Annotated in this window: 16 protein-coding genes and 1 rRNA gene; 8 read left to right on the forward strand and 9 right to left on the reverse strand. The window is 45.5% G+C overall.

Translation table 11 applies throughout. The annotated features are described in order from the left end of the window. Positions 1-56 precede the first annotated feature (56 nt). The 3 genes from EPO18_RS01260 to EPO18_RS01270 all read right to left on the reverse strand — a co-directional run bounded on the left by EPO18_RS01260 (position 57) and on the right by EPO18_RS01270 (position 2,992). Positions 57-581, reverse strand: coding sequence for a hypothetical protein (locus EPO18_RS01260; protein WP_292429389.1), 525 nt, complete (start codon positions 579-581; stop codon positions 57-59). A gap of 413 nt (positions 582-994) precedes the next feature. Beyond that, entirely contained in the window at positions 995-2,656 is a 1,662-nt protein-coding gene (groL, locus tag EPO18_RS01265) for a chaperonin GroEL (RefSeq protein ID WP_292429392.1), read from the reverse strand. Between the two features lie 48 nt (positions 2,657-2,704). Beyond that, complete coding sequence (locus tag EPO18_RS01270) at positions 2,705-2,992, reverse strand: co-chaperone GroES (protein WP_292429395.1); 288 nt, start codon at positions 2,990-2,992, stop codon at positions 2,705-2,707. 138 nt (positions 2,993-3,130) lie between these two features. Here EPO18_RS01270 and EPO18_RS01275 point away from each other — a divergent pair, with 138 nt between their 5' ends. Continuing rightward, entirely contained in the window at positions 3,131-3,877 is a 747-nt protein-coding gene (locus tag EPO18_RS01275; RefSeq protein WP_292429398.1) for a HesA/MoeB/ThiF family protein, read from the forward strand. Positions 3,878-3,936: 59 nt separating this feature from the next. Here the strand turns inward: EPO18_RS01275 and EPO18_RS01280 are convergent, their stop codons facing one another. Continuing rightward, positions 3,937-4,143 (reverse strand): hypothetical protein, encoded by a 207-nt coding sequence (locus EPO18_RS01280; RefSeq protein WP_292429401.1) that lies wholly within the window; start codon positions 4,141-4,143, stop codon positions 3,937-3,939. A 298-nt stretch (positions 4,144-4,441) separates the two neighbouring features. On the opposite strand from EPO18_RS01280, the gene pqqA reads away from it, so the two are divergent. From pqqA to pqqE, 7 genes are all read left to right on the forward strand, one after another. Further along, positions 4,442-4,516 carry a pyrroloquinoline quinone precursor peptide PqqA gene (gene pqqA / locus EPO18_RS01285; RefSeq protein WP_006892363.1) on the forward strand — a complete coding sequence of 25 codons (75 nt, stop codon included), beginning with the start codon at positions 4,442-4,444 and terminating at the stop codon, positions 4,514-4,516. A gap of 110 nt (positions 4,517-4,626) precedes the next feature. Beyond that, positions 4,627-5,538, forward strand: coding sequence for a pyrroloquinoline quinone biosynthesis protein PqqB (gene pqqB, locus EPO18_RS01290; RefSeq protein WP_292429404.1), 912 nt, complete (start codon positions 4,627-4,629; stop codon positions 5,536-5,538). An 11-nt stretch (positions 5,539-5,549) separates the two neighbouring features. Then, the gene (gene pqqC, locus EPO18_RS01295) at positions 5,550-6,278 is read left to right on the forward strand and encodes a pyrroloquinoline-quinone synthase PqqC (RefSeq protein WP_292429407.1); all 729 of its coding nucleotides are present in this window, start codon (positions 5,550-5,552) and stop codon (positions 6,276-6,278) included. An 82-nt stretch (positions 6,279-6,360) separates the two neighbouring features. Next, positions 6,361-6,594 (forward strand): DUF4160 domain-containing protein, encoded by a 234-nt coding sequence (locus EPO18_RS20645; protein WP_363331465.1) that lies wholly within the window; start codon positions 6,361-6,363, stop codon positions 6,592-6,594. Then, on the forward strand, positions 6,572-6,817 hold the full coding sequence (locus EPO18_RS01300; protein WP_292429409.1) for a DUF2442 domain-containing protein: 246 nt from the start codon (positions 6,572-6,574) through the stop codon (positions 6,815-6,817). Before EPO18_RS20645 ends, EPO18_RS01300 begins: the two co-directional genes overlap by 23 nt. Before the next feature lie 19 nt (positions 6,818-6,836). Continuing rightward, on the forward strand, positions 6,837-7,109 hold the full coding sequence (pqqD, locus tag EPO18_RS01305) for a pyrroloquinoline quinone biosynthesis peptide chaperone PqqD (RefSeq protein ID WP_292429411.1): 273 nt from the start codon (positions 6,837-6,839) through the stop codon (positions 7,107-7,109). Then, on the forward strand, positions 7,087-8,214 hold the full coding sequence (gene pqqE, locus EPO18_RS01310) for a pyrroloquinoline quinone biosynthesis protein PqqE (RefSeq protein WP_292429413.1): 1,128 nt from the start codon (positions 7,087-7,089) through the stop codon (positions 8,212-8,214). The genes pqqD and pqqE overlap by 23 nt, the downstream gene beginning before the upstream one ends. Before the next feature lie 6 nt (positions 8,215-8,220). Here pqqE and EPO18_RS01315 read toward each other — a convergent pair whose 3' ends face one another. From EPO18_RS01315 to rrf, 5 genes are all read right to left on the reverse strand, one after another. Next, positions 8,221-8,796: a UbiX family flavin prenyltransferase gene (locus tag EPO18_RS01315; protein WP_292429415.1), complete on the reverse strand. Its 576-nt coding sequence runs from the start codon at positions 8,794-8,796 to the stop codon at positions 8,221-8,223. 241 nt (positions 8,797-9,037) lie between these two features. Next, complete coding sequence (locus tag EPO18_RS01320) at positions 9,038-10,957, reverse strand: Hsp70 family protein (protein WP_292429418.1); 1,920 nt, start codon at positions 10,955-10,957, stop codon at positions 9,038-9,040. Then, positions 10,954-11,589, reverse strand: a complete 636-nt coding sequence (locus tag EPO18_RS01325; protein ID WP_292429421.1) for a DUF2760 domain-containing protein — start codon at positions 11,587-11,589, stop codon at positions 10,954-10,956. The genes EPO18_RS01320 and EPO18_RS01325 overlap by 4 nt, the downstream gene beginning before the upstream one ends. Positions 11,590-11,611: 22 nt before the next feature. After that, on the reverse strand, positions 11,612-11,992 hold the full coding sequence (locus tag EPO18_RS01330) for a hypothetical protein (RefSeq protein WP_292429425.1): 381 nt from the start codon (positions 11,990-11,992) through the stop codon (positions 11,612-11,614). Positions 11,993-12,214: 222 nt separating this feature from the next. Further along, positions 12,215-12,330: ribosomal RNA gene (gene rrf, locus EPO18_RS01335) — 5S ribosomal RNA — on the reverse strand. Positions 12,331-12,334 lie beyond the last annotated feature (4 nt).

The raw sequence follows: 12,334 nt of genomic DNA on the forward strand, positions 1-12,334 counted from the left end.
AGATTGAGTAATTCTATTTGCCTACTATTAATTGATGCTGCTCAAAACAATCACAGTTAAACCAGAGAACCGATTTTCTGCTCAACGCCGATAATGGCCCGATTTAACATGCCAAGATTTTTCTCTTCAATAATTTGCATACCCATCACATAAAAAATGGGCATCCATAGCGGATTAATTAGAATTCCGCCCAACGCACTTTTCCATGTTCGCTTTAAGTTTTTTAAAGGATTAAACGACTCCGCTAAAGGGCGCATAGGATGCTCGGCAAAAACAGCAGCAATCGGATGCAAGATAATTTTGTCATGCCCCTCAAGCTGTGCCATGGACTCCATGAGCTTTCGCTCCATATTGTGGTAATTCATCCTTGCAAAACCCGAAGAAATAGCGAAAGTAAGCGCCACCAGAGGCAGAAGGACACTCGGTGGCGCTACAGGAGCGAAAGTGGAAGACAACATAACGATGCCAAGCCCCAACATCAGGGCATCTTCGCCTCGCTCCACATCGCGATCGATACCTTTGATAATGGCAGTAACAGCATTGCCAAACTGACCTTTTAAATAATCTTTTTTTTGTGCCATGGTTATTCTCCTTATGGATGATGCTTTAAAAGCATACCTTATGAAAAATATTACATACGCGAACCTGATACACTGAATTAAATATAAAATCCAGAAAAAGTTGCGTGTTCTTTATTCCGGAATTACCGGTCCACGCCTTTTGTTTAATTATTATTCTCCGTACCGGCTAGTTTAATTGAGCTTTTATTCGACGGCAAATTTGAATATATTGGATAAGATAGCTGTGATTAACCCACAGCATTGGCAGCTTTTTAAAGCTCTAGTTTAGAGCCGTCGGCTTTAAGGCCGAAGTGCCTCAGTAATTGATAACACCGCCCTGAGCATCAGTTTCTACAATAAAAAAAGCCCCGGCTGTTTCAAAAACAACCGGGGCTTTCATAGACTTAAAGCAACAGAGCTTTAAGACAGCAAGATTACATCATGCCGCCCATACCACCCATGCCGCCCATGCCCCCCATACCGCCCATATCATGGCCGCCATGACCGCCTTTATCATCGCTAGGCGCATCGGCAATCATTACTTCGGTAGTCAGCATCAAACCTGCAACAGACGCTGCGTTTTGCAGTGCAGTGCGAGTTACTTTAGCAGGATCCAAAATACCCATTTCGATCATGTCGCCGTATTGACTAGTTGCCGCGTTATAACCGAAGTTACCTGTACCTTTTTGCACTTCGTTGAAAACAACTGAAGGCTCATCGCCAGCGTTAGAAACGATTTGACGCAAAGGCTCTTCCATTGCACGACGCAGAATGTTGATGCCAACTGTTTGGTCGTGGTTAACGCCTTCCAATTTATCAAGAGCGGAAATAGCGCGAACCAGAGCAGAACCACCGCCGGCAACAACGCCTTCTTCAACCGCTGCACGTGTTGAATGCAACGCATCTTCTACGCGGGCTTTCTTTTCTTTCATTTCGATTTCAGTTGCCGCGCCGACTTTAATTACAGCAACACCGCCTGCTAATTTAGCCAGACGCTCTTGCAATTTTTCTTTGTCATAGTCGGAAGTTGCTTCGTCAGCTTGTGCGCGAATTTGCGCAACACGAGCTTTGATTTGTTCTTCTGAACCCGCACCATCAATGATAGTGGTATTTTCTTTGGTGATTTGTACTTTTTTAGCTGTACCCAGTTGTGACAATTCAGCTTTTTCTAAGCTCAAACCGACTTCTTCGGAGATAACCACACCACCGGTCAGCACAGCAATATCTTCCAACATGGCTTTACGACGGTCGCCGAAACCAGGTGCTTTAACCGCAGCAACCTTAACGATACCGCGAATAGTGTTAACAACCAAAGTCGCCAGAGCTTCGCCTTCAACATCTTCAGCAACGATCAATAAAGGACGACCGGCTTTAGCAACACCTTCCAAAACAGGAAGCATGTCGCGAATATTGGAGATTTTCTTGTCATAGATAAGAATCATTGGGTCGTCTAATTCGACGCTCATGTTTTCTTGTTTATTGATGAAGTAAGGTGACAAATAACCGCGGTCGAACTGCATACCTTCAACAACGTCTAACTGATTCTCCAAACCGGAACCTTCTTCAACGGTGATGACGCCTTCTTTACCGACTTTTTCCATCGCTTCTGCAATGATTTTACCGACAGACTCATCAGAATTTGCAGAGATGGTGCCGACTTGGGCAATCGCTTTGTTATCGATGCAAGGCGTAGCGGAAGCTACAATCGCATCAACAGCTTTAGATACGGCCAAATCGATACCGCGTTTTAAATCCATCGGATTCATACCCGCTGCAACAGCTTTTAAACCTTCGTTAACGATAGACTGCGCCAAAACAGTTGCTGTAGTTGTACCGTCACCAGCCACATCGGAAGTGTGCGAAGCCACTTCTTTAACCATCTGTGCACCCATGTTTTCGAATTTGTCTTTTAATTCGATTTCTTTTGCAACCGATACACCGTCTTTAGTGATGGTTGGAGCGCCGAAACTTTTGTCCAGAATCGCATTACGGCCTTTAGGACCTAACGTTACTTTCACTGCGTTTGCTAAAATATTAACACCGCGCGCCATACGGACACGAGCATCATCGCCAAATAATACGTCTTTTGCTGCCATTTTTATTCCTTGTCTATTTGTATGTGAATGTGATTAACGCGTTCAGGCTTAACCTAAAACGCCCATGATGTCTTCTTCACGCATAACGATCAGTTCTTCACCGTCAACTTTAACTTCGTTACCGGCGTATTTGCCAAACAGTACTTTGTCGCCAACTTTAACTTCTAGAGCGCGTACTGTGCCATTGTCCAGTTGTTTGCCATTACCTACTGCCAGAACCACACCTTGACTTGGTTTTTCGGCGGCAGAACCAGGCAATACGATACCGCCAGGGGTTGTAGTTTCTTCTTCGACGCGTTTGACTATCACTCTGTCGTGTAACGGACGTATTTTCATCAATATCTCCTAACATTAAAATTAAAGGGTAAATCTTGTTATTAGCACTCGCTAGCAATGAGTGCTAATGATAATGAGCTTTTGCAGTGTGTCAAGTTCTTTGGCATTATCTTGTTTCACAATACAGCAACATGACTTATGAACGACAACCAACTACTACGCTATAGCCGTCAAATCATGCTTCCTCAAATCGATATTGAGGGACAACAAAAGCTCCTTGCCGCTAACGTGCTGATTATAGGCGCAGGGGGGCTCGGCTCCCCAGCATCTATTTATCTTGCTGCGGCTGGTATCGGCAATATCGCTATTTATGATAATGACGTCGTAGACTTATCCAATTTACAAAGACAGATTGCTCATCACAGCCTCGATATTGGGACTGATAAAGTAATTTCAACCCGCCAAACGCTTAATAAGCTAAATCCGGATACAAAGATAAGAGCTGTTAAGCAGAGGCTTGAAGGGCAACAACTTGAATTGGAGGTGATGCAAGCGGACGTGGTGTTGGATTGTAGCGATAATTTTTCAACGCGTTTTGCGATAAATAACGCCTGCGTCAAACAGCAAACGCCGCTGGTTTCTGGAGCGGCGATTCGCTTTGAAGGCCAAGTGTCTGTGTTTACGCCCGGCAAAAATAACAGCCCATGTTACAACTGTCTGTACATCAGTGATGGAGAAGAATTACAAAATTGCGCTACAAATGGAGTTATAGCGCCTATTACCGGCGTAGTCGGCAGCATTCAAGCACTCGAGGCGATGAAGCTGATAATGAATATCGGAGAAACTTTAACCGGACGGTTATTGCTACTGGATGGATTAACAATGGAATGGAATACGATGAAACTGCGGAAAAATCCTAACTGCCCGACCTGTAGCTGTTTATAAGCTTGTTGAAGTTTCCAGGCGAATCACATCACCTGGAAAACTCATCAACCAACATAAATTTACTTTTTGGCAAGCTTCTCTTGAACGAATTTAATTGCTTTTTCTGCAAAATCGTTCACCACAGAAGGGCTATCGCCATGCGGCTCAATATCTCCAAAGGGTCTGTCACTTGCTTTGGTAAACCTATAAATAAAATAGCCTAACGGTGCAAACGCCAGCCCCGCAATAATTAACATAACAACAAACAATACAGTAACTCCACCCATGACCCCTCCTCATAATTTATAATATATTTTATTTTCAAGGTGAAATTAGATAATACTCTCTTCCAATCAAAAAAACATCTTTCACGACTTATCTAAATATCTTGTTATTTTAACCGGTTATCATTGATTTATAATCTAAGCCTTGTCGCCAATCAGCGTATGAACCGTATAAAAAACATGGCGTGTCTATTTTGAACGATGGCGAAAGTTGCGTAAAAAAATAGTTCATCGTATACTTCAATCGAGCTTACTTGATCAAGCTAGCATAATAATTTCAACACACTTCTGGAGGTTCACTATGAAATGGGAAACACCAAGCTACACAGACCTGCGTTTCGGTTTTGAAGTAACAATGTACATCTACAATCGTTAATTCGATTGGGATCAAAAAGGGGCTCTTGATGAGCCCCTTTTTTTTGCCTGATGCTTTTTATTCCCGTATCATTCGGCTCCTATTCCCTATTTCAGGTTACTTTCCAAACTATGAAGATCAGAGTTCTTGGTTCCGGTGCTGGCGGCGGTTTTCCACAATGGAACTGCAACTGCCATAATTGTCACCGCTTGCGGCACAATCAAATGAACGGCAAAGCCCGCACCCAGTCATCCATTGCAGTGAGTACTGACAACAAAAACTGGCTGCTGTTTAACACCTCTCCCGACATTCGCGCGCAACTGGAAGCTTTTCCGGCTATCCAGCCCAAAGAAGGCGTTCGCGACACCGGCATTAAAGCGATCATGCTGATCGACAGCCAGATCGACCATACCACCGGCATGCTGATGCTTAGGGAAGGTAAACCGCTGGACGTTTACTGTACGGAAATGGTTAAGCAAGACCTGACCACCGGCTTTCCTTTATTTAATATGTTGGCAGATTATTGCACCGTCAACCATCACCCGATTCCTTTCGATGGCAGCAGTTTTACCATTCCCGGCATTGATGATTTGCGCTTTTACACACAAGCCTTAAAAAGCAAAGCGCCGCCTTATTCACCGCATCGGCATGATCCGCATGACGGCGACAATATCGGCGTGATCATCGAACAAATTTCTACCGGCAAAAAAGTGTTTTATTCCCCAGGCCTGGGCGAAATAGAACCGCATGTCATGGCTGCGATGCAAGCCGTCGATTGCTTATTGGTAGACGGCACTTTTTGGACCGATGACGAAATGTGCTCGCAAAACATCAGCCATAAAAAAGCCCGTGAAATCGGCCACTTGCCTCAATCCGGCGAAGGCGGCATGATAGAGGTTCTGAACGGTGTTGCCAAAGCGCGTAAAATATTGATCCATATCAACAACACTAACCCGATCTTAGATGAAGATTCCGAACAGCGTAAAATACTCGATGCCGCCGGCATTGAAGTCGCTTACGACGGTTTAGAAATCGACTTATAAAGGATGCAAACATGAGCAGCGATAATAAAGCCTGGACCAAAGAACAGTTTGAAGCCGAACTACGCGGCATGGAAAGTCATTACCACATTCATCATCCTTACCATACGCTGATGAACGAAGGTAAACTCACCAAGGCGCAATTGCAGGGCTGGGTTGCCAACCGTTTCTATTATCAGGTCTGCATTCCGATTAAAGACGCCAACATTTTGGCCAACTGCCCTGATCGTGAAACCCGCGCCAAATGGATACAGCGGATTATGGATCATGACGGCCACCCCGGAGATCCAGGCGGCATTGAAGCATGGATACAGTTGGGCATCGCAGTCGGCTTGACGCGGGAAGACATAACCTCATTAAAATATGTACTGCCGGGTGTGCGTTTTGCGGTCGATGCCTATGTTAATTTTGCCCGTAGAGCCGAATGGCACGAAGCGGCAAGCTCCTCGTTAACCGAACTGTTTGCTCCTAAGATCCACCAGCAACGTTTGGATAACTGGCCGGAACACTACCCTTGGGTGGAACAGGAAGGTTATATCTATTTCCGTAAACGCCTGACCGAAGCGCGTCGTGACGTTGAACACGGCCTTGCTATCACGCTGGATTGGTATAAAACCCGCGAACAGCAAGATCGCATGATTGAAATCCTGAAATTCAAGCTGGATGTGTTATGGACCATGGCGGATGCGATGTATATGGCTTATATTCATGAAATGCCGCCTTATTTTAATATTGAAAAATAAACCGTTAGGAGAGTTGCAGCAAAGTATCTCGCTATTTTTATCGCTAGTCGGGTTACGCTAATACATTACATACCATAACGAAATGCCAACATTGTTGATAATTGATGGATTCAAATTTTTCTTTTATGCGAACGAGCACGAACCGAAGCACATTCATATCATAAAAGGCGGAGATTTTGCTAAAATCGAGCTAGCCTCGCTACGTATAGTACATAATTACATGAAACCAAAAGATTTAAACAAAGCGCTAGCACTTGTGACAATTCATAAAGATGAATTTGAGAGGAAATCGGATGAGTATTTTAGCCAAAGGTAAGTCCGTTCATTTTGATGACCGTTATTTGCATGTAGAACTTGAGGATGACCGCGTCATATTAACGCCTATGTCATGGTACAAGGAACTGCAAGAAGCCTCGTTAAAACAGCTATCCAACTATCAATTTATTTGTCAGGGCAGCGGCATTGAATGGCCCGAGTTAGATTACCATCTGAGCATCGAAAGCATGTTACTGGCTGACATTAAAAAACACGCCGCATAGAAAAAACAAACACACTACAATGAGTATTAACCCAGATCAAACCATCAAATTTTCCCCAATGCATCGTTTGCAATGGGAAGAAGCCCAGCAAAAAGACGTTATCCTCTATCCAGAAGGCATGGTGGAACTTAACCAAAGTTCTGCTGAAATCCTGAAGATGTGTGACGGTACCCGCAAGCTCGATCAAATCATCGATGATCTGGAGCAAAAATTTGCGACGACAGGTCTTGCAAACGACATAACCGCTTTCTTGGAGGTCGCTTTAAAAAATGGCTGGATCCAACAAAACTAAGATTACTCCGCCGCGCTGGTTACTGGCGGAGCTGACTTATGCCTGCCCGTTGCAATGCCCCTATTGCGCCAACCCAATTGATTATGCGAAATATCAATCCGAACTGGATACCGAGGACTGGAAACGTGTACTCAGCCAAGCCCGCAAAATGGGTGCGGTCCAGCTGGGGTTTTCCGGCGGAGAGCCTTTAACGCGCAAAGACCTGCCTGAGCTGGTCAAACACGCTAGAGACCTAGGTTATTATTCCAACCTGATTACCTCCGGCTATGGTCTGACCGAAGAAAAAATCGCCCAACTTAAGGAAGCAGGACTGGATCATATTCAGGTCAGCATCCAGGCCAGTACTCAGGAACTGAACGACCATCTGGCTGGCACCGAATCGTTCCAGCACAAAAAAGAAGTAGCCCACCTAGTCAAAAAACACGGTTACCCGATGGTGCTGTGCGTGGTCATCCATCGCGAAAACATCCATCAGATGCCGCAAATTCTGGAAATGGCGGAAGAACTGGGCGCAGATTATCTGGAACTGGCGAACACCCAATATTACGGCTGGGCACATGCTAACCGTGATTTATTGTTGCCCACCAAAGAGCAGTTTGAACAAGCCGAACAAATCGCCCAGGCTTTTAAAGAAAAAGTCGCCGGTAAGATGAAAATCTATTATGTGGTGCCGGACTTTTATGAAGATAGGCCCAAAGCCTGCATGAACGGCTGGGGAACAACTTTCTTGACTATCGCGCCGGACGGCGTAGCTCTACCATGCCATTCCGCCCGCGAATTGCCGGACATGGATTGCCCCAATGTCAAAGATTACAGCATCGAACAAATCTGGAACGAATCGAAAACTTTCAATTTTTTCCGGGGCTTTGAATGGATGAAAGAACCGTGCAGCAGCTGTGATGAAAAGGAAAAAGATTTCGGCGGCTGCCGCTGCCAAGCTTATTTATTAAGCGGTGATATGTATGCCGCCGACCCGGTGTGCAGCAAATCGCCTAATCATCATGTTATTCAAGACGCGATAGACTCAGCCAAAGCGAGCGCTTTAGCTGATAATGAGAAACCGCTTATTTTCCGTAACAGCAAAAACTCGCGGTTGTTGTCTTAAAAATATCTACAAGCCTTCCCAAGGGGTATATAAACCGTCAACATTAACTCCGAACATATCCAAAACCCGGCCGACGGTCTCATCAACCATAGCCGCAAGCGAGTCCGATTTACTGTAAAAAGCGGGCATCGGTGGGAAGATGATACCGCCCATTTCGGTCACGCTTGCCATGTTGCGAATATGTACCAAATTTAACGGAGTTTCCCTGGGCATGATTACCAAGCGCCGGCGCTCTTTCAGCACCACATCAGCAGAACGAGAAATCAGGTTATCGCCAAAGCCATGCGCAACTGCCGACAAGGTTTTCATCGAGCACGGCGCGATAATCATGCCTTCTGTTTTAAAGCCGCCGCTGGAAATACTCGCGGCAATATCATCGATGCCGTGAGTTACATCGGCCAACCCGGCCAGTTCGGCCCGCTTCATGTCCATTTCGTGCTTTAAATTCACTACGCCAGCGGATGAGATTACCAAATGCGTTTCCCACTGCTCCTGCGCCTGCAAAACTTGCAGCATTCTTACCCCATAAACCGCACCGGTTGCTCCGGTCATAGCTATGATTAATCGTTTTTTTTGATTCATTATTTATGTGGCAAAAGATAATAATTTTATATTGAAAGGGGATAACTCGGACTATGCTGATATACTCAACATGAGCACAGAATTGCAGCGTTTAGCTCTATCTATTCAGAAAAGAACTAAACGGAAAGCTTTCAAAAAGGCAAATTCGCAGTAAACTAATAAACGAGAAAACTATTGACGCTTAAAATCAGTGTAGATTCGTTTAATCCATGTCATCCGTATTTTATTTTTAACTGAAGCTCTACTCCCCTGCCCTGACATCAAACTCAATTTTCCAGCGCCCGCTGTCTTTTTGGGAAACCGCTTGCAGTTCGAGCGTACCGACTTCGGTTACGGCCGCACATAAATGCACCGGCACGACTTCACCGGGCCTGCGGCCTTCTTCCGGCAAAGTGATTTCAATCTCATCCAGTTCATCGAGCTCTTCGTTAGTCCAATAGTCTAGACGGGTTCCTACTTTATCTTCGCGCCGGATATTGGACGCGAAAAAGCGAAACCGTACCGGTTCCCCGATCACCAATCCGAACTCGTCATATGGTAACTCTTGTTGAGTACCTTCTTCCATGCCGAACGGTGCAATACATAATGCCTGAATTTCCGGCGCTAAACCAGGCACTGCGAGCATAGCGCTTTCTATGCCGACATAATAAGAGGCTGCTGTACCTCCTTTAATACGTACACCCTTGCCTTTTCGAACATAGCCATAGTAAGCAGCGCCGCGAGCGACCGCCAAATCAAGATCCGCACCGGTTAATAATCTGGCTTCTGGCGCTTGCTCGGCTATCAACCATGAATTTAACACGTCCATTAATCGTTCAGCCAAAGCACCTGCTTTTAGCACGCCACCGTTAAACAGCACAGCAGTGGGATGCAAGAAACTCGCATGCTCCGGCAAATTGATGTCTTTAAGCTCATCAGTGGCTCCGTGTTGCTTAGCCAGAAACGCTGCCAAATGGCGGGTAATACCTGCATCCTGGGCATAAGGCAATCCGGCCGTTCTCAAGCCGGAACGAGGACGGCTTACCGGTCTGTCGCTGACTGCCACCTTGGGCATAAAACCTTCAACCAATACACGGTTGACTTCTTCACGGGTTAACTCGGTGCGGAGTGTACCGCCAATTAAAGACGAACCTCTGCTCGCAACTACCAGCGGTATATTTTCAAGCTCTAAATTGTTAAAGATTTTTTCTTTGGCATCGCGGCAGCTGTGCGTCAAAGCCTGAAGCTGCCAAGGCTCTATACGTTTACCTTCTTGTTCCATCTTGGCTTTAACGGTATAAGCCAAGGCCAAATCCATATTGTCGCCGCCCAACAAAATATGGTCGCCAACCGCCACGCGGGTCAATTCGAGATTGCCTTCTTGTTGAGTGACCGCTATTAATGATAAGTCGGTGGTTCCGCCGCCGATATCTACTACTAATATAATGTCACCGACTTCGGCATGTTTACGCCAATCGCCGTGACTTTTTTCTATCCAGCTGTATAACGCCGCTTGCGGCTCTTCCAGAAGAATTGCCTGATCAAGTCCTACGGCGCGCGCCGCTTCGACCGTCAATTCCCGTGCCGCCGGGTCAAACGAGGCCGGAACGGTAATCACGACATCCTGCTGATCCAACGGCGCATTCGGATGCTGGCTTTGCCAAGCATCGCACAAGTGTTGCAGATACGCCGTAGTTGCCTGGAACGGCGAAATCCGCTCGATTTCCTCAGGCGATTCGGCTGGTAAAATTGGTGCTTTGCAATCCACGCCGGTATGACATAACCAGCTTTTCGCGCTGGCTACCAAACGTATAGGAGTTTTGCTACCCAAATTACGGGCAATTTCACCTATCAGATAATCCGGTTTTGCTGTCCAAGGTAAAGAAATAGAATCATCTGCAAGTTCAGCTTCGTGAGCCTGATATATAAACGACGGCAACTGTTGCTTTTCCTCAACCGAACCTGGAGAAGTCAGCTGCGGTATTGCCATAACTTGCGGTGAAAAGTCTTCTTCGTCGATATGGTTCAAATCGGCATAAGACAATACGCAGTGCGTCGTGCCCAAATCAATACCGATAGAAAACCGCGTTCCGTTTTGCGGGGGAGCAACTGCAATGTTTTCATTTGCCACAGTTGCTTCTTCATTAATTTCCGGTTGCGGATGACCGGGCAATTCACTCATAGCTCTACCTCCGCCGGCGCTACAATAGCGGCATTATGCCCTGAAGTCAGCTTGGGCAGCCTGATACCGGTAACTTGCCAACCTTTATGCACCAAAGTACCGGTAAAAGGCGCAGTACCGACGATATTGCCGGTTAAACGCACTGTAGCAGCGTCAAAACCTTCCGGCAAAGTAACTCTATTGCCTTCCTGCTCATTACGGACAGGAGCCAGAGTAAAGTGTTCATTAATCGCTTTATTGCATCCTTCATGTACGACACGCGCTGCGACACCAATATCTGCATCGCTAAAAGCCGTAATGTCTTCTTTAATAAAGTCGATAAACCGAGCTTCTTTTTGTAGCAAGCCCAGTAATTGCAAGGCAGCATCCGGAGTTGCTTCTTTTAATACCACTGGTTCCGGTGTAGGCGCATGCACTAACTTTTCAACTTCAACGATCTTCTCGACAACTTTTACTACCGGTTCAGCTTGCTGCACGGCAAATTTCTTCTTGCCACGAACTTGGCTGATCACTATAGACAACAGCAAAACGATTAAAATCAGCAGCAACAGCACCACAGTACCTGCCAAACAAACATGCCATAAATCGAATGTAGTGGGCTTCAATGATAAATCTATTGCATAAGTATTCATTACACGCAGCTCTTTCTAGTTGTTATTGTTGACCGGATTTTCTGGCCGCTTCAGCAAATATCATTCCTTGCAAAACATTACGAGTCGTTTGCATGCGCATCTGTTTTAAATGACGGTCAGCAATGATTTCAGGGACTTTTTCGGCCAGATAAATTTCGCGCATCTGGGATAAAACCGACTCGCATTGCTTCATGATCGCATCCGTGGCTCTGCGGCTGTCCCCTCCTTGATTAGAGGGCTTTTGCATTTCAGCTGAAACGCACTTTTTATATTGATATTGGCTTTCTTGAATTTTCTTGATTGTAGCATCAGAAAGGCTAGTGTTTTGCCATTCATTTTTAGCATCATCAGCAAAAGCGGCAACTGACGATAATAAAACAGTTAAGAAAAGAATCTTTTTCATGGTATTTTCCGGTTTTGTTAAAGATACAAAGAATGCTTGATTTTACGCGAACTGAGCACATTTGTCTGAAGCATAATACTGACCCTTTATTTTAAACTTCAATATTTTAACAATATGCCCAATTTTTTGACTTTCAAGGGTATGAAACCTAATCAGACGAATTTCCCCGACTTCCAGGCAAAAAAAAACCCAAGCGTTTCGGCTTGGGTTTTTGATTTAAGCGCTTGGCAATTCCCTACTTTCGCATGGCAAACTGCCACACTATCATCGGCGCTAAACGGTTTCACTTCCGAGTTCGGGATGGGATCGGGTGGTTCACGTTCGCTATGGTCACCAAGCAAA

It is taken from the genome of Methylobacter sp. (assembly GCF_004322395.1).
GTDB lineage: Bacteria > Pseudomonadota > Gammaproteobacteria > Methylococcales > Methylomonadaceae > Methylobacter_A.